Genomic DNA, 20,517 nt, shown 5'->3' with positions numbered 1-20,517 from the left:
GTCCCCGTGCAGCACCCCGGCCGTGCGGACGCCCCCGGCGGCCGTCGCGCGGGAGGGGCGCGGATGACGGGGGACACGGCCGGGCCGGCGGAGGGCGCCGGGTACGCCGGGGACGCCGAGGACGCCGAGGTGGTGGTCGTCGGGGCGGGGGCGGCGGGGCTGTCCCTGGCCCGGCACCTGGCCGGGGTGGTGACGGACGGTCCGCTGGTGGTGGTCGAGCCGCCGGACGGCCCGGCCCGCAGCCCGCTGCGGACCTGGTGCTGGTGGGAGGCGGGGCCCGGCCCGTACGACGCGGCGGTGCGGCACACCTGGGACCGGATCGCGGTCCACGGCCCCGACGGCACGCTGACCGACCGGCCGATCGCCCCGCTGCGGTACCGGATGCTGCGGTCGGACGACTTCGAGGCGCTGGTCGGCGCGGAGCTCGCCGCGCACCCGGCGGTGCGGCGGGTCACCGGGCGGGTGACGGCGGTCCGCGACGGGGCGCACCGCGCCGAGGTGGACGTGGAGGCCCCGGAGGGCCCCCGGCGGCTGCGGGCCCGCTGGGTGTTCGACTCCCGCCCGCTCCCGGCGCTGCCGCCCGCCCGCACCAGCCTGCTCCAGCACTTCCGCGGCTGGTTCGTCCGCACGCCCGCGCCGGTCTTCGACCCGGGGGCGGCGCTGCTGATGGACTTCCGGCTGCCGCAGCCCCCGCGCGGGGTGGCCTTCGGCTACGTGCTGCCCACCGGGCCGCGGGAGGCGCTGGTGGAGTACACCCTCTTCTCCCGCGCCCGGCTGGACGGGCCCGCGTACGACGCCGGCCTGGAGCACTACCTGCGGGAGGTGCTGGGCGTGGCGGAGTTCGAGGTGACCGGCACCGAGGAGGGCGCGGTGCCGATGACCGACGCCGCCTTCCCCCGCCGCACCGGCGCCCGGACGTTCCGCATCGGCACGGCGGGCGGCGCGACCCGCCCGGCGACCGGCTACACCTTCAGCACGGCGCAGCGGCAGGCCCGGGCCGTCGCGGCGGCGTACGCGGCGGGGCGGGTGCCGGTGCCGCCGCCGCCGCACCGCCGCCGGCACCTGGCGATGGACGCGGCCCTGCTGCGGGCGGTGGACACCGGGCGGATCAGCGGCGCGGAGCTGCTGGCCGGGCTCGTGGCGTCCGGCCCGCCGGAGCGGCTGCTGCGCTTCCTGGACGGCGGCTCGTCGCTGCGCGAGGAGGTCCTGATGGGCTTTCGGACGCCGGTGGTGCCGATGGCGCTGACCTGCCTGGAGCTGCCGCTGCTGCGCCGTACCGGGGCCCTGCGCGCCCGGTAGCGCCCCGCCGTCCCGCCGTCCCGCAGGGCCGTCCGCGCGCCCGCCCCGCCGCGGCAGGCCCGGGGGCCCCGCACGGACGTCCGGTTACGATGCGGTTCATGACAGGTATCGGCATCCGGTCCGCCGTCGCGGACGACGTCCCCGCCATCGTGGCCATGCTGGCCGACGACGTGCTGGGGGCCACGCGCGAGTCCCCCGACGACCTGAGCCCGTACGTCGCCGCGTTCGAGCGGCTCCAGGGGGACCCGAACCAGCACCTCGTGGTGGCCGAGCGGGACGGCGAGGTCGTCGGCACCCTCCAGCTGACCGTCATCCCCGGCCTGTCCCGCCGCGGCAGCACCCGGTCGGTCGTCGAGGGCGTGCGCGTGCACGGCTCGGAGCGCGGGCGGGGCCTCGGCCGGCAGCTGATGGAGTGGGCCGTCGACGAGTCCCGCCGCCAGGGCTGCTCGCTGGTGCAGCTGACCTCCGACGCGGCGCGGCCGGACGCCCACCGCTTCTACGAGCAGCTCGGCTTCGTCGGGTCGCACGTCGGCTTCAAGCTGCAGCTCTGAGCCGCCGCCCGGGACGCCCGGCGCGGCGCGCCGGGGCGTCGCGCGGTACCGCTGCAGGGGCGGGGACGGTAGCGTCTGGTCCCACGGACGACGGTCCGCGACAACGAGGAGGCAGGGGTTGAGTCTGCTGCGCAGCCGGGAGCTCTCGGACGCGTTCGACCGGGCGGCTCCCGCCTACGACAGGCTGGTGGGGGCCAATCCCGGGTACCACCGCCATCTCCGGCTCGCCGCAGGGCGGCTGGGCCTGCCGGACGGCGGCCGGGGGCTGGAGGTGCTGGACCTCGGCTGCGGGACGGGCGCCTCCACGGCGGCCCTGCTGCGCGCCGCCCCGCACGCCCGGATCACCGCGGCCGACGCCTCGGAGGGCATGCTGCGGCAGGCCCGCGCCAAGCACTGGCCGGAGCAGGTGCGCTTCGTGCACAGCCCGGCCGAGCGGCTCGCGGAGGCGGGCGTCACCGGCCCCTTCGACGCGGTGTTCGCCGCGTACCTGGTGCGCAACACCGCCGACCCGGACGCGGTGCTGGGGTCCGTCCGCGGCCTGCTGCGGCCCGGCGGCCGGCTGGTGGTCCACGAGTACACCCTCACCGGATCGCCGCTGCACCGCGCGGTGTGGCACGGGGTCTGCTGGTCGGTCGTCATGCCGCTGGGGGCCCTCGGCCCGGGCGGCGCGGGCCTGTACCGGCACCTGTGGCGCAGCGTGCTGGACTTCGACACCGCCGCCGACTTCCACGCCCGGGTGGGCCGGGCCGGCTTCACCGGGGTGCGGGCGCTGCCGGTCGGCGGCTGGCAGCAGGGCATCGTGCACACCTTCACGGCGCGCCGCCCGGCGGAGGGGCCCGACCCGGCGGAGGGCGCCTCGTGACCGTCCGCGAACTGGACAGCGCGGGCATCACCGACCCGGAGCTGCGTGCGGCCTACACCCGGTGCCGCGAGCTGAACGCCCGCCACGGCCGTACCTACTTCCTGGCCACCCGCTTCCTGACGCCTCCGCAGCGCCCGGCCGTGCACGCCCTGTACGGGTTCGCGCGCTGGGCCGACGACATCGTGGACGACCTGGGCAGCGACGCCTCCACGGAGGAGCGCGACGAGACGCTGCGCGGCCTGCAGAAGGAGCTGGACGAGGGCCTGGCGACCGGGTCCAGCGGCCACCCGGTGGTCGCGGCGCTGGCCGACACCGCCGCCCGGTACCGCATCGACCACCGGCACTTCGCCGACTTCATGGACTCCATGCGGATGGACCTCAGCGTCACCGACTACCCGACCTGGGCCGACCTCCACCGGTACATGCACGGCTCGGCGGCGGTGATCGGGCTGCAGGTGCTGCCCGTGCTGGGCACGTCGGCACCGCGCGAGGAGGCGGAGCCGCACGCGGCGGCCCTCGGTGTCGCCTTCCAGCTGACGAACTTCCTGCGCGACGTGGGCGAGGACCTCGACCGCGACCGGGTCTACCTGCCCGCGGACCGGCTCTCCCCGCACGGTGTGGACCGGGAGCTGCTGCTGTGGTGCCGCCGCACCGGCCGCACCGACCACCGGGTACGGGAGGCGCTGCGCGACATCATCGCCTCCACCCGCGAGATCTACGCCCAGGCCGCCCTGGGCGTGCCGATGCTGGCGCCGGTCTCCCGGCCGTGCGTGGCGACGGCGCTGGTGCTGTACCGGCGCATCCTGGACGAGATCGAGCACAACGGCTACCCGGTGCTGCACCGGCGGGTCGTGGTGCCGGCGGGCCGGCGGGCGGCGGTCGCCGCGGCGGGCCTGGGACGACTGGCCGCGGCCCGCCTGGGCCGCGGCGCGAGGAAGGGAAGGGGCCGATGAGGAGGCCGCGTCCGCTGCCGCTGAGCCTGCTGGGCGGCACCCGCTGGGCCGAGCAGGAGCCGACCTGGCGCGGCGCCCGCCCCGACGTCATCGACGGGGCGCTGAAGCGCGCCGAGGCGCGGCCGTCGGGCAACTGGTTCGTGCTGGGCGCCAGCGACGAGGTCCGGCGGGGCCGCCCCTTCGGGCGGACCGTGGCGGGCGTGGAGGTCGTCGCCTGGCGCGGCGCGGACGGACGGCTGCTGGCCGGCCCGGGCGCCTGCCCGCACCTGGGCGCGCCGCTGTGCGACAGCCGGGTCACGGGCGGGAGGCTGGTCTGCCACTGGCACGGACTGGCGCTGGGCGAGAAGGGCTTCGCGGGCTGGGAGCCGTTCCCGGCGCACGACGACGGCGTGCTGGCGTGGGTGCGGCTGGACGCGGCGGGCGGCGAGGAGCCGCTGCCGGAGCCGGTGGTGCCGGAGCGCCCGCCGCTCGGCCTGGCGCTGTCGGCGGTGACGACGGCGGTCGGCCGCTGCGAGCCGCAGGACGTGGTGGCGAACCGTCTGGACCCCTGGCACGGCGCGTGGTTCCACCCGTACGCCTTCGCGGACCTCACCGTCGTCGGCGCGCCGGGGTCGGGGCCGGTGGCCGAGGAGGACGACACGTTCGTGGTGGAGGTGGCGTTCCGGGTGCGGGGCCGCTTCGGCGTGCCGGTCCGGGCGGTCTTCACGGCGCCGGACCCGCGCACGGTCGTCATGCGCATCACCGAGGGCGAGGGCGAGGGCAGCGTGGTGGAGACCCACGCCACGCCCCTGACGCCGGACGGGCACGGGCGGCCGCGCACCGCGGTCGTCGAGGCCGTGGTCGCCGCCTCGGACCGGGCCGGCTTCGCCGCCGCCCGCCGCGCGGCGCCGCTGGTCCGGCCGCTGATGCGGCACACCGCCGCCCGGCTGTGGAAGGACGACCTGGCCTACGCGGAGCGCCGCTGGGAGCTGCGCAGCACGGGCCGCTTCCCGGGCTGACCCGCGCCGTCCCCCGGCCGCCGCCCCGAAGGGCGGCGCCGGGGGACGGCCCGTCAGCCGCCTTCCTGGCCCGAGGCGTCCGCAGGGAGGGCGTCGACCTCCTCGGCCAGGTCCTCCAGCGTGTACACGTCGGAGGGCGACGGCACCCGGACGTCGTCGTGGCGGCCGAGCTCGGAGTAGGTGAGCGTGGTGGTGAAGGCCCCGCGGCCGTCCTCGACGGTCTGGACCTGCCTGACGACCTCGTCGCGGCCGTTCAGCCAGAAGTCGAGCGTGACCTCGCTGACGCCCTGCTTCCCGTAGTCCTCCAGGGCCTGCGCGCGCTGCCGGGCGCTGAGCCACCGGGTCGCCGCCACGAGGGCGGCGACCGGCGCGGTGCACCGGTAGTGGACCGTGTCCGTGCCGGCGGCCTTCTCCTCCCCGGCCCTCCTCGGCGTGCCGGCGGAGGCCGCGACATCGAGCACGGAGGACGGGTGCGCCTGGTCGACCCAGGGGCCCAGCAGCATGGCGGCGGCACCGGAGGCGACGGGCTGGCCGGCCAGCCGCATCCAGTGCCTGCCGCCGTGCGTTGCCGCCTCGTTGTCGTCACCGCCGAGGTAGAGGGCGCTGTCGACCCTGAGCACGCGGGAGGGGGTCTCCGGGGAGGTGAAGGTCACGTCCATGGCCACGCGGCCCGACCAGTCCAGCACCCCCCTGGCGGTCCTCCTCGAGTCCAGGGGGCCCCGGATGTCCAGGGTGAAGGCGGCGCTGCCCGCCTTCGCCATCGCCGCGGAGGCGGCCCGGAGGACCTGTACGGGGGTGCGCCGGTCCTCCTTCCCGGCGGCGTCCCTCCCCGCATCGCAGGCGGACAGGCCGCCCGCGAGGACGCAGGAGGCCGCCGCGACCGCGGCGGCCCTCATGATGCTGACGTGCACGTGTCCCGACCCCTCGCTCCGTTGCGCCCCGGGCGGCCGCCCGGTCGGGGGAGACTAGCGGAGGGTACGGCCCCGGTCACGCGGGAGGTCCGCCCGTCCCCGGGAGCCTGACGGCTTCCCGGGGACGGGCGGACGCGCCGTCAGAGGCGGCGGGCCAGGGCGCGGAGCGGGGCGGAGCGGCCGGCGGTGGGCACGGACCACAGGTGCTGGCCCTGGACGCCCCAGCCCTGCAGCAGGTGGTTGGCGGCCTCGAAGCCGGTGGTGGCGGCACGCTCCATGAGCGCGCAGGGCACCCGGGTGCGGACGAGGTCGCCGGCCAGGACCAGCCGGGGGTGCGGGGTGCGGACCTCCGGGCGGTCCCCGTAGCCGCCGACGGGGAAGAGCGGGCAGTCGGCGCGCCACTCGTGGCGGACGTCGACCGTGCGGGCGGCGGCGGTCTCGGGGTAGATCCGGTGGAGTTCGGCGAGCAGCCGGTCCTCCACGGTCCGGCGGTCGGCGCCCGCGTCGACGGCGTAGGCGTGCAGCTCCACCACCGACCCGCCGGTGCGGTCGGCCCAGCGGCGGGCCTCGCCCTCCCAGCGGTCGAGGACGCTGACGTTGTCCAGCGGCCCGTAGCCGCTGGTGCCGAGGAAGCCGGGCCGGTCGGCGCGGACCGGGCGGTCCAGCCAGAGGCGGGAGACGAGGAACGGCGGCGCCTGGCGCAGCGTCCCGATCGCGCCCCGCCAGGCGGGGTCGCCGAGGTCGGGCGACTTCGCCACGAGCTGCTGGAGGCCGCCGGAGTCCAGGGCGAGGACGACCGCGTCGTAGGCCTCGGCGGGGCCGCCGTCCGGCGCGACCTCGAAGCCGCCGCCGGCCAGCGGGTCGACGCGGCCGACGGCGGTGCCGGTGCGCAGCCGGGCGCCGTGGCGCTCCAGGTAGGCGGCCAGCGGGTCCCACAGGGCCTGAGGGAAGGGCTCGGCGGGCACGTCGAAGAGCAGGCCCTCGCTGGAGCCGAGGAAGTAGATGTGGAACATCAGGGCCAGCTCGGCGGCGGAGAGCTCGCCCGGGTCGGCGAAGAAGCTGCGGGAGAAGACCTCGAACGCCAGGTGCCGGGCCTCCTCGGGGAAGCGCACGGCGTCGAGGAAGTCCTGCGCGCTGGTGCCGTCGAGGCGCTCGTACACCTCGGGGACCCGCACGTCGAGCAGCGGCAGGGCGGCCACCGGGTCGATGCCGGCCAGGGAGGACCAGGTGAAGGTGGGGCTGAGCGCGGCGAAGCCGAGGGCGCTCCACGGCGGGGTGCGCGGCACGCGGGCGAAGCTGTCGCGGGCGCCGCCGCGGCGCTGGAGCGGGTAGTCGGGCAGCGGGACGAGCATCCCGAGGCCCGGGTCGGCGCGGCGCAGCAGGCCGCGCAGGTTGTAGTACTGGCGGAAGAAGGCGTGGAAGCCGCGGCTCATGGTGGCGGTGGAGCCGTCGGCGAGGGTGGTGGACCAGCCGGCCAGGCGCCCGCCGAGGGTGGGGCGGGCCTCCAGGAGGTCGACGCGGACGCCGCGCTCGGCCAGGGCGGTGGCGGCGGCCAGGCCCGCGATGCCGCCGCCGACGACGGCGGTGCGGGGGGCGGGTCCGGCGGCGCGGGGGCGGCCGGCGGGGGCGGGCCAGGTGCGGGCGCGGCGGTCGCGGCCGCGCCGGGGGGCCGGTGGCTGCGCCTGGGGCCGGAGGAGGAGGTGCGGGGCGGTCATCGGCTTCCTCCGGTGATACGGGCGGCGGCGAGCTTGCCGGAGACCAGGACGGTGGGGACTCCGACGCCCGGCACGGTACCGCAGCCCGCGATGACGGCGTTCTCGGTGCCGTGCACCAGGTTCCGGGAGCGGAACGGGCCGGTCTGGGCGAAGGTGTGGGCGGCGGAGAAGGGCGTGCCGGCGGCGTGCCCCTGCGCGGCCCAGTCCGCGGGGCTGACGGTCCGTTCGACGCGGACGGCGTCGCCGAAGCCCTCCAGGCCGCGCTTCTCCAGCTCGGTGACGACCTCGTCGCGGTAGCGGGGGGCCAGCTCCTCCCAGTCCCGCGGGCCGGTCTCCAGGTTGGGGCAGGGGGCGAGGACGTAGTGGAGGTGGCGGCCGTCGGGCGCCAGCGAGGGGTCGGTGGCGGTCGGGCGGGTGATGAGCAGCGACGGGTCGGACATGAGGGCGCCGTCGCGGGTCAGCTCGTGGAAGGTGCGGTCCCACTCCCGGCCGAAGGAGATGGTGTGGTGGGCGAGGTCCGGCCAGGTGCGGTCGGTGCCGGCGTGCAGGACGAACGCGGACGGGGACCAGCGCAGCGGCACGGGCCGGCGCGGGGTGCGGCCGAGCAGGGCGTGGACGCCGGGCAGGTCGGGGGTGAGGACCACCGCGTCGCAGGGGATCCGCTCGCCGTCGGCGGTGAGCACGGCGGTGACCCGGCTCCCGCCGGGGCCGCGCTCCAGTCCGGTCACCTCGGCGCCGTACCGGAACTCCGCCCCGGCGCCGGCCGCGGCCTCGGCCATGGCGCGGGGCACGGCGTGCATGCCGCCGCGCGGGAAGTACACGCCGGCGACGGTGTCCATGTAGGCGATGACGGCGTACGCCGCCAGCGCCCGCTGCGGGGGGACGCCCGCGTACAGGGCCTGGAAGGAGAAGACGCGCTGCAGCCGCTCGTCGTGGAGGAACCGCCCGATGCGGGGGGCGAGGCGGCCGAAGCCGCCGAGGGCGGCGAGGCGGGCCAGGTCGGGCCCGAGGAGGGAGAGCGGGGAGTCGAAGTTGGCGTCGATGAAGCTGCGCATCTGCACCCGGTACAGCTCGGTCAGCCAGCGGCGCAGCCGCCGGTAGCCGACTGCCTCGCGGGCGCCGGCGAACCGTTCGACCTCGGCCTCCATGGCCGGGCCGTCGGTGTGGACGTCGAGCGAGGAGCCGTCGGCGAACCGGGCGCGGTAGGCGGGGTGCAGCGGGACGAGGTCGAGCATCTCGGCGCTGGAGCGGCCCACGGCGGAGAGCGCCTCGTCGAGCAGGTCGGGCATGGTGAGGACGGTGGGACCGGTGTCGAGGAGGTGCCCGTCGAGGTCCTCGCGGCCGGCCCGGCCACCGGGGAGGGCGGCCCGCTCCAGGACGGTGACGCGGCGTCCGGCGCCGGTCAGGTGCAGCGCAGCGGACAGGCCCGCCAGGCCCGCCCCGACGACCACCACGTGGTCGGTAGGTCCCGGTACGGTCCGCATCGCCCCTCCTCACCCGGCGTGCCGCCCGGCACGCCCTCACCTTCTCGGCCGCCGTGCGGGCGGCCGGCCGTCCTCCGGACGGTACCGTTCGGACCGTATCGCGGGAGCGCCCCCCCGAACCGCGGGACCCGCCGCAGCAGGCCGGCTCCTCGGCGCGGGGACCGCAGGACGGGGCTGCGGGACGGGGGCTGCGGCGCGGGGGGCTGCGGGACGGATGCCGGGCGGACGCCGGATCAGCCGGTGCCGGACGACGCGGAGTCCGCCAGCGAGGCGGATCCGGCGGCGGAGGCGGGGTCCTCGTCCTCGGCCGTGCGGGTGAGGTGGTCGAGGACGCCCGCGATGGAGAGGCGCTCCAGCGGCTGGCGGGCGGCGTTGACGACGCGGAGGCCGCCGGGCGCCGGGGCCGCACGGCGGGCGCGCAGCAGGCACACGATGCCGGAGGAGTCCATGAAGGTGACGCCGCCGAGGTCGACGACGAGGCGGTGCGTGCCGGGGGTGAGCGCCCGGCCGAGGGCGTGGTCGAGGTCCTCGCAGGTGTCGTAGTCCAGCTCGCCCTCCAGGACGAGGTGGACGGTGCCGTCGTCGCGGCGCGCCTCGGTGATGTCGAGTGCGGGCCGGTGTTCGGGGGCGTGCAACGGGTCGTCTCCTTCCTCGGGCTCGGGGGTCAGCGGGAGTGGGCGTGTCCGGCCCCTTCCAGGCTCTCCTTCCCGGCGGTGAGGTGTGCAAGGGTCCTCGGGAAGTCGTGCAGGGGGCCGGTGAGCGCGTCCACGGCCAGGTGGAGGCCGGCGGGGGGCACCCGCCGGGCGGCGAGGATGTGCGCGCTGAAGTCGAGGAAGCCGGTGAGGACGCGGGGGTCGTCGACGAAGACGCCCGCCGTGAGGAAGTCCAGCAGGTGGCCGAGGTCCTCCAGGGTGGCCTCGTGCTGGTGGTCGCTGTAGTCGCGCATGGCGGGGAACCGCTCGTGCAGGGTGTCGACGAGGTGCCGCAGCAGTTCGGGGCGGCGCCTGACGAGCTGCGCGTACTCCTCGTCGGCGAGGTGCGGCAGCGAGACCGCGCCGTCGAAGGGCGGCGGCCAGCCGCGCTGCAGCAGGTCGGCGGCGCCCGCGGCGTCGGCCGCGTACAGGTCCGCGCCGAGGGCGGCCGCCCAGGCCCCGTCGGGCCCGAAGCCGGGGCCGCCCGCGAGCACCGGCACCCCGGCGAGGCGGGCGGCCTCGACCATGCGGTGGGCGCGGGGCAGGCGCACCGGGAGCATGCAGGACAGGGCCGCCAGGTCCGGGCCGTGCTGGTGCAGGTAGGAGACCAGGTGGGGGGCGGGGACGTGGGCGCCGAGGAAGGTGACCCGGAAGCCGCGCAGTCGCAGCACCTCGGCGAGGATGCGGGCGGGCAGGGCGTGCCACTCGCCGTCGACGCAGGCCACCACGATGCTCCCGGCGCCCTCCTCGGCGGGGCGGCGGGTGGCGGCGGCGAGCGCGGCGACGGTCTGCTCGCTGACGTGGGTCGCGGCGTGCTCCTGGGCGACGCTCCACTCGGCGGAGGCCCACCGCTCCCCCACCGCGACCTGGGCGGGCGCGACCAGGTCCAGCAGGATCCGCTCCGGGGCCCAGCCGGCGTCGAGCAGCCCGAGCACGAGGGCGGCGGCTGCGTCCTCGTCGGCGCGGGCCAGGTGCGCGTCGTAGGCGGACCGGACGTCGGGGTCGAGGGCGGGTCGGGTGGCGGTGGTCACTCGGGTGCTCCTGGCTGAGGGGTCAGTCGGTGCGGGCGGGCGCCTGGAGGACGAGTACGGCGATGTCGTCGTGGGGGCGGCCGCCGAGCCACTCGGTGGCGAGGAGCTCGACGCGCTGGGCGACGGCGCCGGCGGGCATGCCCCGGCAGGTGGCGAGGTCCCGGACCAGCCGCCGCTCCCCGTACATCTCGTACCCGGCCGGGCCGCCTCGGGCCTCGGTGACGCCGTCGCTGTACAGCAGCACCAGCTCCCCGGGGGCGAGGTGGATCTCGGCCTGGTCGAAGATCGGGTCGGGCAGAGCGCCGACCAGCGTGCCGCCGATCTGCACCGGCTCGACCCGGCCGTCGTCGCGCAGCACCAGCGGCGGCAGGTGGCCGCCGCCGGCCAGGACCACGTCGAGGCCGCCGTCGGCGGCGGAGCGGGCGGAGCCGGTCACCAGGGTGGTGAAGCGGGCCTCCCCCGCGTCCAGCAGCGCCTGGTTGAGCAGGTGCAGGACGCGGACCGGCCGGATCTCCACCAGGGCCAGGGTGCGCAGGCTCTGCCGCACCCGGCCGGTGAGGACCGCGGCCTCCACGCCCTTGCCGCAGACGTCGCCGAAGAAGAAGTCCAGGCCGCCGCCGGGGCGGGGGTCGACCTGGTAGAAGTCGCCGCCGATCCGCAGGGCCTCGCGCGCCGGGCGGTAGGCGGCGCCCAGCCGCACGCCGTCGGCGGCGGGCAGCGCGGCGGGCTCCAGGCCCGACTGCAGCACGGAGGCGGTGTGGGACTGCTGCGTGTAGAAGGCGGACGCGGCCAGCGCGATGCCGGCGCGGGAGGCGAACTGGCGCACCAGCTCGGTGTCGACCGCGGTGAACCCCTCGCGGTCCGGGCCGCGGGCCAGGACGAGGGCGCCGGCGGGGACGCCGTTGCCCGGCAGCGGGATGACCAGCGCCTCGCCGCCCTCGCCGAGCTGCTGCGGGACGACGCCGAGGTCCTCCAGCTCCTGCCAGGGGCAGGCGGTGGGCTCGGGCTCCAGGCCGGACAGGGCGTCGGCGACCCGCGGCACGCCCTCCAGCACGGCGGCCGCGATCCGCCCGGCGACGGGCTCGGGGGTGTGCGGGCCGAAGCGGTGCCAGGTGGTGCGGTTGCCGCGCAGCGGCAGCACCACGACGGCGCTGTCGGCGAGCACGGGGACGGCCGTGCGGACCAGGGTGCGGACGGTGCGGCCGTGGTGGAGGGAGGCGCCGAGCTGCTTGCCGGCCTGGGCGAGGAAGGCAGACCGGGAGCGCTCGGCCAGCAGGGCGTCCTCCCGCTCGCGGACGGCGCTGTCGTCGCGGACCAGCCAGACGGTGCGGCCGTCCCAGGCGGTGCGGCGGCCGCTGAGCCGCCGGCCGAGGAAGTCGGCGTCGAAGGCGTCGGAGCCGTCGGCCGCGGCCGCCGCGAGAGGGCCGGCCGCGGGGGCGCCGAGCACCTCCCCCACCCGCAGGCGGGGGAAGAGCCGCCCGGCGGGGGCGTTGGTGCGCAGGACCACGCCGTCGGCGTCGCAGACGACCACGGCCTGGTCCACGAGGTCCAGCAGGCCGTCCTCGGGGTGCGCCGGGGCCTGCTGCGGGGCGGCGGGGGCCGGGGACGCGGCCGGGGCGGGACGCCGGGCAGCGCGGGCCGGGCCTCCGGCCTCCCTGAGGTCGCCGGGGGCCGGCTGGGCCGTCTGCTCCGTGTGCTCCGTCACCGGCGCCGGCCCGGGGCGGGGGCGCGGGGCGGGAGGGGGCGGTGGGCCGCCGCCTCCGTCGTGCTGCGCTCCATCTCTCCACCTCCGCCTGTCGTCGGTCCGTCTCCGGTCGCAGATCCGTTACCAAGGGCAACGGTACGCCCTTCCGGGTGTCCCCCGCGAATGTGCGGCAGGTGTGCGTGGCGCGTCCGCGGGCGTGGGCGCGGGCGGGGGGGGACGGGTAGGGCACCGGCCCGGGACGGCGGCCCGGCCGGCGTGGCGCTGCTCATCGCGGGGGTCGTGCCCGAGGGCGGCTGAGGGCGGCCGGACAGCGCCCGGGCCCGCCGGGGCCGCCCGCCTCCCCCGAGGGGGGCAGGCGGGCAGGCGGGCAGCGCTATCCGACGAGCCTCCTGCGCCAGTCCAGCGGCGTGACCGTGAGGGCACGCCCGGGGTCGCCGTCCCAGACGACCGGCAGGCCGACCGCCCCGAGGGCCGCCGCGACCTCCCGACCGACGGCCGCCGTCGTCTCCTCGGACCCGTCGAACCCGCCGTACAGCAGCGTCAGCCCGCGCCCGGCCGCCGCGCTCCCCGTGCACTGGGAATGGAAGTAGACGAAGCCGCGGGCGTCCGGTGCGCCCGCCGCACCGATCTCCGCCCCGCCGCAGGTGCGGCAGCAGGTGAAGTGCTCCCGTGCCGTGATGCCCGCCGCCTCCAGGGCGGCGAAGGCCCGGGTGAGCCGCTCCGGGTCCGTCTCGCCCTCCCAGGCGGCCTGCTCCCCGACGCGCTCCAGCCACATCCGGTCGGCCAGGTGCCGCGCCTGCTCGGGGGAGACCGGCCGGCGGCCGCCGGAGACGAGGTGGTCCTCCGCCGCCTCCGCCAGCTGCGCCCGGGTGGCGTAGCCGCCGGCGAGGATGCCATGGAGATGCTGTTCGAGCTGCCTGCGGTCGTCCTCGTCGAGGTCGAGCGGCGGCGGGGGCTCCGGAACGGGCCCCAGATCGAGCGGCGACCAGTCCGGCCCGGCGTCCCAGCCGTCCTCCCGGCGGGCCCAGGCGGCCATGGCGGCGGCCACCGGCTCCGGCCCGCCGAGCGTCGCGGCGAAGTGGCGGTCGGGCGCGCCGGCGCGGTGCTCCAGGGTGTAGTCGCCCCCAGCCTCGTGCCACACCTGGACGAAGACGTCGGGCAGGTCGGGCACCGGCTGGACGACCAGGAACCTGTCCCTCTCACCGCCGATCCGCCGGACCAGGCCGACGAGCTCCTGCGCGGTGGGCCGGACGCGCCGCCGCCCGTCCTCCGTGAGCACGGTGATCTCGAGCATGGCGCGCATTCTGGCACGGGCCGCCGACGGCCCGGGGGCCGCCGGCCCCTGCCGGGGACTCCGGCGGTGCGGCCCGGCGGCCGGCCGGCGGGGAGCCCGGCTAGCCGCGCAGGAGGCCGTCGACGGCGCGGCCGAAGAGGAGGCGGCCCGCCCAGCGGGACGGCGCGTCGAAGAGGGCGGGGACGCCGCGGACGCGGGCCTCCTCGGTCCACACGACCCGGGAGCCGGCGCCGTGCGGCGCCACCTCGATCTCGGCCCAGCCGGTGACCGTGCGGCCGCGCTTCTCCAGGCGGCAGCGGCCGGGCCGGCCGGCGGCGGGCGGCTCCCAGGCGACGACCTCCATCGGGTCGTCGAACCCGACGCCGCCCACGGCGGTGCGGGCGGTGAAGGCGGTGCCGGCCCGGTTGGGCGGCGGGGTGGTGACGGTGATCCGGGTCATGGGCACGTGGGCGGCGTGCCGCTCCCAGTCGGTGAGGCGGCGCCAGGCCTCGTCGGGCGGCAGGGCGGTGAGGCGTTCGATGCGGAAGGGGGCCACGGCGCGAGCATAGGCCCGGCGGGCCGCGCCGAGGGCGGGGCCGCGCCGGGCGCCGGGGCGCCGGGGGCGGGGCCGGGGTGTGCGGGCCGGGTGGCGGACGGCCTCGCCGCGCCGGGTGCAGGGGCGGGGATGCGGCGCCGGGGGCGGGCCGCCGGGGTCCGGGGCTCAGCCCTTGACGACGCCGAGCGGGACGAGCCGGGCGACCGGGCGGCACAGCCCGGCGCCGGCGGCCGCCGCCACCACGGCGTCGACGTCCTTGTACGCCCCCGGGTGCTCCTCGGCCAGTCCGCGCCAGGAGGAGGGCCGCACGGCGATGCCCGCCGCCTCCATCCGGTCGCGCAGCTCCCGGCCGCTGACCCCGCGGGCGGCCTGGTGGCGGCTCTGCACCCGGCCGGCGCCGTGGCAGGCGGAATGGAAGGCGCGGCTGCCCGCCACCCCGGTGAGGACGTGGGAGGCCGTGCCCATGGTGCCGGGGATGAGGACGGGCTGCCCGACCGGCCGCAGGTCCGGCGGCAGGTCGGGGTGGCCGGGCGGCAGCGCGCGGGTGGCGCCCTTGCGGTGGACGCACAGCCGGGTCGGGACGCCGCCGACGGCGTGCTCCTCCAGCTTGGCGAGGTTGTGCGAGACGTCGTAGACCAGGGAGAGCCGGGCGTCCGCGACGGCGGAGAAGACCCGGCGGGCGGCCTCGGCGAGCATGTGGCGGTTGGCGCGGCCGTAGTTGGCCGCGGCGGCCATCGCGCCGAGGTAGGCGCGGCCCTCGGGCGACTCCACGGGGGCGCAGGCGAGCTGCCGGTCCGGCACCCGGATCCCGTACCGGGGCATGGCCTGCTCCATCCGCCGCACGTGGTCGCCGCAGATCTGGTGCCCCAGCCCCCGCGACCCGCAGTGGATCATCACGCAGACCTGGTCCGGACCGAGGCCGAAGACGGCGGCGGTCGCCTCGTCGTACAGCTCGGCGACGCGCTGCACCTCCAGGAAGTGGTTGCCGGAGCCGAGGCTGCCGACCTGCTGCATCCCGCGCTCCAGGGCCCGGTCGCTGACCTGGGCGGGGTCGGCGCCGCCGACCGCGCCGCCGTCCTCGCAGCGCTCCAGGTCGCCCGGTTCGCCGTGGGTGCGCTCCAGGGCGCGGCGGGCGCCGCCGGTGAGCAGGCGCAGCAGCTCGCCGCGGTCCGGCGGGGTCCAGACCGCGCCGCGGGTCATGCCGCGCGGGACGGCCGGGTCGAGGGCGTCCATCAGGCTGCCGAGGACGGGCGCCAGCTCACGGGCGGTGGTGTCGGCGGCGAGCAGCCGGACGCCGCAGGAGATGTCGAAGCCGACGCCGCCCGGGGAGACCACGCCGCCGCGGGCGGGGTCGGTGGCGGCGACGCCGCCGATGGGGAAGCCGTACCCCCAGTGCACGTCGGGCATGGCGTACGAGGCCTCGACGATCCCCGGCAGGGTGGCGACGTTGCGGACCTGCTCCAGCGACTGCCCGGCGTCGCGGAGGAGGTCCCGGGAGGCGAACACCACGCCCGGGACGCGCATCCCGCCGCGCTGCTCGACCCGGAACTCGTAGGGGCCGGTCTGGGTGAGGTCCATGGCGGTCCCGGGGTACCCGCGGGGGCGGGGCCGAAACGGCGGGTCCGGCGAGGGTCCGGGGCGGGGGTCGGCGGGCGCGACAGGGCCCGGCGGGACCCGGCGGGGATCAGACGTCCACCGTGAAGGAGCAGGACCAGCCGTCCCCCGCGCCCATCCGCAGCCCGTGCAGCGACACCGCCTTGGGCAGGGCGCCGACGGCCTCGACCTCCCCGGTGCCGGCCATGGCCAGCCGCACGTCCAGCCCGCCGCCGGGGACGGGGGCGGCCTCCACCGCGACCGGCAGTTCGCCCGCCACGTCGAGGCGGTAGACCACCTCCTCCAGCAGGGCCACCAGCAGGTCCTCGTCGGGGGCCGGCGGGAGGCGGAGGGAGGCGGTGCGGTGCGGCCGGGCCGCCGCGCGGTCGGCGAAGGCGTCGACGAGTCCGGCGACGGCCTCGGCGAGGCAGCCCTCGCGGTCGGGTGCCCACGCCTCGACGCGCAGGTCGGCGGTGTGGGGCACGGTCCGGTGCCCGGCCGGCCGGCGCCGCCCGGCGGGAGGTCCGGGCGGCGGGGAGCCGGGGGGAGGCGCGGGGGCCGGAGGTCCGGCGGGCGGGGTCAGGCCGTGGACCACGGCGCGTCCTGCGTCCGGGCCTCGGGCAGCAGTTCGCGGATGTCGTGCGGGAGGACGTGGCCGAGCTTGCGCATCAGCTCGGGCGAGAGGGAGGCGTCGAGGACGTCGAGGACGGCGCCCGCCTCGCGGAGGGCGACCTCCTCGTCGGTCCCGGACCGCCAGGCGATGCGCCCGGCGAAGGTCGTCAGGTCGAACCGCTCGCCCCGCCGCCGCTCGTCCCGCGAGGCGCCGTGTCCGACGGCGGCGCGCAGCAGGTACTGCCCGAGGGAGGGCGGCAGCTGGGCGGCCATGTGCTCGGCGAGGCCGACGGGCACCCGTTCCCCGAGGGTCTCCAGGGTGGCGCGGGCCGCGCGCTCCGCTGCCGCGCGGTCCGGCAGCGCACCGCGCGCCCGGACCTGGCCGATGAACTCGTCGTGGTGCATGGGACCGGCCTTCCGTCGTCGAACGGTCGCCGGGCGGCCCGCCGCAGCGCGTCGGATCCGTCGCAGCGCGTGCGGGCCGCCGCCGCGCTGTCCGAGGGTCGCGTGTCCGCAGGGAGCCGGCCGAAACCCCGCCGGGCCGCCGGGACCGGGAACGGGCCTGCGGAGAGGCCCGTGGCGGGATCCGCGAAAGCGCGGCCCAGAGGCGGCGAAAAGGCGGCTCCCGCCCGAGCAGGCGCTCGGGCGGGAGCCGTACCCACCGGCGAACCGTGCTGCCGCGCCGACAGCGCGCCGGGCCGGGGGGTGGGGGGTGGTGCGTGACGGACGGGGGACTTACCAGTCCTTGCCGCCCTCGTGGCGTCCGCCGTGCTCGCCGCGCCCGCCGCCGTGGCCGCGCTCGCCGTACTCGCCGCCGTAGCCGCCGAAGCCGTGGCCGCGGCCGAAGCCCTCACGGCCGTAGCCGCGGCCGAAGCCGCCCTCGGCGTTGATGCAGGTGTTGCCGCCGACCGGGTTGAGCGCCGCGAGGACGTTGACGCCCAGGCCGCAGACGTTGATCGGGACGTCGATCGGGATCTGGACGACGTTGCCGGACAGGACGCCGGGGGAGCCGACGGCCGCACCCTGGGCGCCGGAGGCGCTGGCGGTGCCCGCAGCGGTGGCGGTCAGGCAGCCGGCGACGGCGGCCAGGACGGCAGCCTTGGTGATCTTGTTCATCGAGGAGCTCCTCAGGTGAAGAAGTGGTCGCCTACTGGGTAACCGATCCGACGCCGCGTCAGCGCGCGGCGCACGCACTCTCACCCGGATAGCCCGCCCGTACGCCCTGATCAGCCCAGACGCCGCCCCCCGCCGGGAGCAGCGGCCGCGCCGCCCGGCTCCGGCTCCGCGCCCGCCCCCGGCGGCCGGCCCTGCGCCCGGCCGGTCCCGGCGCGCCCGCGGCCGCCCGTCACGTCCACGAGGGCGGCCACCAGGGCCAGCAGAACGAACCCGGTGGCCACCGCGATGCCGCGCTGGAAGGCGCCGGCCCAGTCGCCGCCGTGGGAGTTCAGGTGGGCGAAGAAGACGGAGCCGACCGCCGCGATGCCCACGGCCGAGCCGATGCGCTGGCCCGTCTGCAGGACGCCGCCCGCGCTGCCCGCCCGGACCACGGGGACCTCGCTGAGCGTGAGGGTCTGGTTCGGGGTGATGACCAGGCCGCTGCCGACGCCCGCGAGGAGCAGCGGGGCGAGGGTCGCCAGGCCCGCGGAGTGCCCCGGCACCAGGTGGACGGCGAGGGCCGCGCCCGCCATCCCGACCGCGACCAGCACCAGCCCCCAGGCCACCAGCGGCCGGCCCATCCGGTTGACCACCCGGCCGCCGGCCGCCGCCGCGACGGCCGAGCCGAGCGCGAAGGGCGTGATCGCGAGTCCGGCCTGCAGGGCGCTGTAGTGCAGGCCGTTCTGCAGGTAGAGCGTGAACATGAAGAAGATCGCGGTGAAGCCCGCGAAGTACACCAGGGAGAGCAGCGCCCCCAGCGCGAAGGACCGGGCGCGGAACAGCCGCAGGTCCACCAGCGGCTCGGCGCGGCCCGCGTACCGGAGCTCCCAGAGCGTGAAGGCGGCCAGCAGCAGGGCGGCGGCCGGCAGCAGCAGCCACTTGCGGGCGCCGGGCCACTGCTGCTCCTGGACGAAGGGCAGCAGGAGCGCCACCGTGCCCGCGCCCAGCAGGAGGACGCCCACCGGGTCGAAGCCGCGGTCGCGCCGGACGGCCGCGCCGTCCCCGACCCCCTGGGCCAGGGGGCCGGGCAGCAGCCGGTACGCGACCGGCAGGGCGGCCACGCCGATCGGCAGGTTGACGTAGAAGACCCAGCGCCAGCCCTCCTGAACCCCGAAGGCCTGGATGAGCAGGCCGCCCAGCAGCGGCCCGATCGCGGTGGAGACGCCGACGGTGGCACCGAGCAGGCCGAAGGCCCGGCCCCGCTCCTCGCCGCGGAAGAGCTGCTGGACGAACCCGGACACCTGCGGCATCAGCAGGCCGCCGGCCAGGCCCTGCAGGAGGCGGGCGCCCACGAGCCAGACCTCGTTCTGCGCGGCGCCCACCAGGGCGCTGGCGGCGGTGAAGAGGGCGAGGCCCGCCATGAAGACGGCCCGGCGGCTGCGGACGTCCCCGAGCCGCCCGGCGGGGACGAGGACCAGCCCGAAGGCGAGGGCGTACCCGGAGAGCACCCACTGCAGGGCGCTCTCCGACGTGTGCAGGCCGGACCGGATCGACGGCAGGGCGACGTTGACGATGCTGACGTCGAGCAGCGTCATGAAGGCCGCGATCAGGCAGACGGCGAGGGCCTGCCAGCGGTGCGCGGCCTGCGGGCGGCCGCCGCTGCCGGGCCTGCCGAAGACGGCGGATGCTGTGCTCACGGGTGGGCCTTTCGGGCGTCGTCGGGCGGCGCCGGTCGCAGGACGCCGGGCGCCGCTCCCTGCCTGGACTGCTGCCCCGGCTGGTCGCCGGGATGCGGGGCGGGGGTGGCGTCGGGGTTCGGGCCGGAGGACCGGGGCGGATGCACGGCGGGGGCGGGGCGGAGGCAGGCGGCAGACGGCGGTGCGGCGGCGCGGTCAGGCGGCGGCGGTGCGGCGGCGCGGTCAGGCGGCGGCGGTGCGGCGGACGAGGAGGACGGCGATGTCGTCGCGGTGCACCCCGGCCGTGTAGCTGTCCAGGTCGTCCCGGAGCGCCTCGGTCACCTCCGGGACGCTGCGGCCCGCCCAGCGCGCGAGGCGTTCGGTCAGCGGGTAGAAGGAGCCGTGCCGGTCCCGGGCCTCGGTGACGCCGTCGGTGCAGAGCAGCAGGACGCTGTCCCGCGGGAAGTCGAACCAGGCGACGGTGCGGGGGACCGCAGCCAGGTGCTCCAGCCCCAGGGGCACGCCCGGCTCGCCGAGCGGCACGGTCCGGGCGCCGTCCCCGTCCAGCAGGTGCGGGGTGATGTGCCCGCAGTTGACCGCCTGGCAGGAGGTGGCGCCGTCCACGCCGAGCACGAGGGCGGTGACGAACCGCTCCTGCTCGCCCTCCCCCAGGGCGTAGGTGTTGTGCCGGACGACGGCGTCCTCCAGGGCGTCCACGACGGCGGTGAGCGTCGGCTCGCGGTACGCCGCCTCCCGGAAGGCGCCGAGCACCGCGAAGCCGGTCCCGATCGCGGCGAGGCCCTTGCCCTGGACGTCGCCGATGAGCACCCGGCTGCCGTACGGGGAGGCGACCACCTCGTAGATGTCGCCCCCCACCAGGATGTCGCTCTCGACCGGGTCGTAGAGGCCGCCGACCAGCAGCCGGTCGGTCAGGAGCGGCAGCGGGCGCAGGATCTGCCGCTGGAGGGCGGCGGCAGTGGACCGCAGGCGCCCCAGCTCCTCCTCGCGGCGGATGCGGCGGCGGCACGCCTCCACGCTGAGCCCGCCCAGCACCGCGCAGAAGCCGGCGGCCACCAGGCTGGTCACCCCGCTCCGGTCCGACAGGTAGCTGTAGGCGGTCGAGACGGCGGCGGTCGCCCAGACGGCGGCGAGCACGGTCTGCGCCACCGTGCCGAAGATCGCGGCGAAGGCGGGGAGGAAGGCGAGCAGCGGGGCCAGCCGGACGTCGACGCCGAGCAGGACGCTGCTGCCGAGGACCAGGGCGGTGACCGCGACCAGGGTCGCGAGGACGGCCTTGAACGCCGTGCTGCGCCGCCCGTGCGGCTGCCGCCGCCGTCCGCCCCGGGACCGCCCCGGCGTCCTCACGGGCGCCGCCGGCCGCCGGGGACCGCAGGAAGGGTGGATCGCATCCTGCTGCGCTCCTCTCCGGGTCCCACGGCCGATCCTCGCCCGCCGGGGCGCCCCGCCGCCTCCCCGGATCCGTGCGGTGTCGGCCGGACGGGTGAACCCGG

19 protein-coding genes are annotated in these 20,517 nt (G+C 77.9%); 5 read left to right on the top strand and 14 right to left on the bottom strand.

Annotated features, from left to right (window positions below; all coding sequences use genetic code 11):
* The first annotated feature begins 63 nt into the window (after positions 1-63).
* The 5 genes from ACFY07_RS12215 to ACFY07_RS12195 all read left to right on the top strand — a co-directional run bounded on the left by ACFY07_RS12215 (position 64) and on the right by ACFY07_RS12195 (position 4,663).
* Complete coding sequence (locus ACFY07_RS12215; RefSeq protein WP_390868578.1) at positions 64-1,299, top strand: lycopene cyclase family protein; 1,236 nt, start codon at positions 64-66, stop codon at positions 1,297-1,299.
* 98 nt (positions 1,300-1,397) lie between these two features.
* Entirely contained in the window at positions 1,398-1,850 is a 453-nt protein-coding gene (locus ACFY07_RS12210) for a GNAT family N-acetyltransferase (RefSeq protein WP_390868577.1), read from the top strand.
* Between the two features lie 118 nt (positions 1,851-1,968).
* Positions 1,969-2,712 (top strand): class I SAM-dependent methyltransferase, encoded by a 744-nt coding sequence (locus ACFY07_RS12205; RefSeq protein ID WP_390868576.1) that lies wholly within the window; start codon positions 1,969-1,971, stop codon positions 2,710-2,712.
* The gene (locus ACFY07_RS12200; RefSeq protein WP_390868575.1) at positions 2,709-3,665 is read left to right on the top strand and encodes a phytoene/squalene synthase family protein; all 957 of its coding nucleotides are present in this window, start codon (positions 2,709-2,711) and stop codon (positions 3,663-3,665) included. Before ACFY07_RS12205 ends, ACFY07_RS12200 begins: the two co-directional genes overlap by 4 nt.
* Positions 3,662-4,663, top strand: coding sequence for a DUF5914 domain-containing protein (locus tag ACFY07_RS12195; RefSeq protein WP_390868574.1), 1,002 nt, complete (start codon positions 3,662-3,664; stop codon positions 4,661-4,663). Before ACFY07_RS12200 ends, ACFY07_RS12195 begins: the two co-directional genes overlap by 4 nt.
* A 53-nt stretch (positions 4,664-4,716) precedes the next feature.
* Here ACFY07_RS12195 and ACFY07_RS12190 read toward each other — a convergent pair whose 3' ends face one another.
* From ACFY07_RS12190 to ACFY07_RS12125, 14 genes are all read right to left on the bottom strand, one after another.
* Complete coding sequence (locus tag ACFY07_RS12190) at positions 4,717-5,574, bottom strand: hypothetical protein (protein WP_390868573.1); 858 nt, start codon at positions 5,572-5,574, stop codon at positions 4,717-4,719.
* Positions 5,575-5,714: 140 nt separating this feature from the next.
* The gene (locus ACFY07_RS12185; protein ID WP_390868572.1) at positions 5,715-7,289 is read right to left on the bottom strand and encodes an FAD-dependent oxidoreductase; all 1,575 of its coding nucleotides are present in this window, start codon (positions 7,287-7,289) and stop codon (positions 5,715-5,717) included.
* A complete protein-coding gene (crtI, locus tag ACFY07_RS12180; RefSeq protein ID WP_390868571.1) occupies positions 7,286-8,773 on the bottom strand; it encodes a phytoene desaturase family protein in 1,488 nt (495 codons plus the stop codon). The genes ACFY07_RS12185 and crtI overlap by 4 nt, the downstream gene beginning before the upstream one ends.
* Before the next feature lie 233 nt (positions 8,774-9,006).
* On the bottom strand, positions 9,007-9,408 hold the full coding sequence (locus ACFY07_RS12175; RefSeq protein ID WP_390868570.1) for an STAS domain-containing protein: 402 nt from the start codon (positions 9,406-9,408) through the stop codon (positions 9,007-9,009).
* Between the two features lie 29 nt (positions 9,409-9,437).
* Complete coding sequence (locus tag ACFY07_RS12170; protein WP_390868569.1) at positions 9,438-10,496, bottom strand: B12-binding domain-containing protein; 1,059 nt, start codon at positions 10,494-10,496, stop codon at positions 9,438-9,440.
* Positions 10,497-10,518: 22 nt separating this feature from the next.
* Positions 10,519-12,201 (bottom strand): PP2C family protein-serine/threonine phosphatase, encoded by a 1,683-nt coding sequence (locus ACFY07_RS12165; protein WP_390868568.1) that lies wholly within the window; start codon positions 12,199-12,201, stop codon positions 10,519-10,521.
* Positions 12,202-12,574: 373 nt separating this feature from the next.
* A complete protein-coding gene (locus ACFY07_RS12160) occupies positions 12,575-13,495 on the bottom strand; it encodes a DUF6891 domain-containing protein (RefSeq protein WP_390868567.1) in 921 nt (306 codons plus the stop codon).
* A gap of 100 nt (positions 13,496-13,595) precedes the next feature.
* Positions 13,596-14,030 carry an SRPBCC family protein gene (locus tag ACFY07_RS12155; protein ID WP_230654154.1) on the bottom strand — a complete coding sequence of 145 codons (435 nt, stop codon included), beginning with the start codon at positions 14,028-14,030 and terminating at the stop codon, positions 13,596-13,598.
* A gap of 165 nt (positions 14,031-14,195) precedes the next feature.
* Positions 14,196-15,608, bottom strand: a complete 1,413-nt coding sequence (locus ACFY07_RS12150; RefSeq protein WP_230654152.1) for an RtcB family protein — start codon at positions 15,606-15,608, stop codon at positions 14,196-14,198.
* 106 nt (positions 15,609-15,714) lie between these two features.
* Positions 15,715-16,107 (bottom strand): archease, encoded by a 393-nt coding sequence (locus tag ACFY07_RS12145; RefSeq protein ID WP_230654150.1) that lies wholly within the window; start codon positions 16,105-16,107, stop codon positions 15,715-15,717.
* Between the two features lie 95 nt (positions 16,108-16,202).
* Complete coding sequence (locus tag ACFY07_RS12140) at positions 16,203-16,640, bottom strand: DUF2267 domain-containing protein (protein WP_230654148.1); 438 nt, start codon at positions 16,638-16,640, stop codon at positions 16,203-16,205.
* A 330-nt stretch (positions 16,641-16,970) separates the two neighbouring features.
* Positions 16,971-17,351, bottom strand: coding sequence for a chaplin (locus tag ACFY07_RS12135; protein ID WP_390868566.1), 381 nt, complete (start codon positions 17,349-17,351; stop codon positions 16,971-16,973).
* 110 nt (positions 17,352-17,461) lie between these two features.
* Positions 17,462-18,925 (bottom strand): MFS transporter, encoded by a 1,464-nt coding sequence (locus ACFY07_RS12130; protein ID WP_390868727.1) that lies wholly within the window; start codon positions 18,923-18,925, stop codon positions 17,462-17,464.
* A 324-nt stretch (positions 18,926-19,249) separates the two neighbouring features.
* The gene (locus tag ACFY07_RS12125) at positions 19,250-20,371 is read right to left on the bottom strand and encodes a PP2C family protein-serine/threonine phosphatase (protein ID WP_390868565.1); all 1,122 of its coding nucleotides are present in this window, start codon (positions 20,369-20,371) and stop codon (positions 19,250-19,252) included.
* Positions 20,372-20,517: the final 146 nt, after the last annotated feature.

The sequence above is a fragment of the Streptomyces sp. NPDC001380 genome (assembly GCF_042895785.1).
GTDB lineage: Bacteria > Actinomycetota > Actinomycetes > Streptomycetales > Streptomycetaceae > Peterkaempfera.
The sequence above is the reverse complement of the archived record's forward strand: the minus strand, read 5'-3'. Positions and strand labels throughout refer to the sequence as shown.

Bases quoted from the DNA above. Each gene is read 5' to 3' on its own strand.
- ACFY07_RS12140 (WP_230654148.1), bottom strand. From the start codon at position 16,640: ATGCACCACGACGAGTTCATCGGCCAGGTCCGGGCGCGCGGTGCGCTG.
- ACFY07_RS12210 (WP_390868577.1), top strand. From the start codon at position 1,398: ATGACAGGTATCGGCATCCGGTCCGCCGTCGCGGACGACGTCCCCGCC.
- ACFY07_RS12130 (WP_390868727.1), bottom strand. From the start codon at position 18,925: ATGACGCTGCTCGACGTCAGCATCGTCAACGTCGCCCTGCCGTCGATC.
- ACFY07_RS12185 (WP_390868572.1), bottom strand. From the start codon at position 7,289: ATGACCGCCCCGCACCTCCTCCTCCGGCCCCAGGCGCAGCCACCGGCC.
- ACFY07_RS12160 (WP_390868567.1), bottom strand. From the start codon at position 13,495: ATGCTCGAGATCACCGTGCTCACGGAGGACGGGCGGCGGCGCGTCCGG.
- ACFY07_RS12135 (WP_390868566.1), bottom strand. From the start codon at position 17,351: ATGAACAAGATCACCAAGGCTGCCGTCCTGGCCGCCGTCGCCGGCTGC.
- crtI (WP_390868571.1), bottom strand. From the start codon at position 8,773: ATGCGGACCGTACCGGGACCTACCGACCACGTGGTGGTCGTCGGGGCG.
- ACFY07_RS12150 (WP_230654152.1), bottom strand. From the start codon at position 15,608: ATGGACCTCACCCAGACCGGCCCCTACGAGTTCCGGGTCGAGCAGCGC.
- ACFY07_RS12195 (WP_390868574.1), top strand. From the start codon at position 3,662: ATGAGGAGGCCGCGTCCGCTGCCGCTGAGCCTGCTGGGCGGCACCCGC.
- ACFY07_RS12215 (WP_390868578.1), top strand. From the start codon at position 64: ATGACGGGGGACACGGCCGGGCCGGCGGAGGGCGCCGGGTACGCCGGG.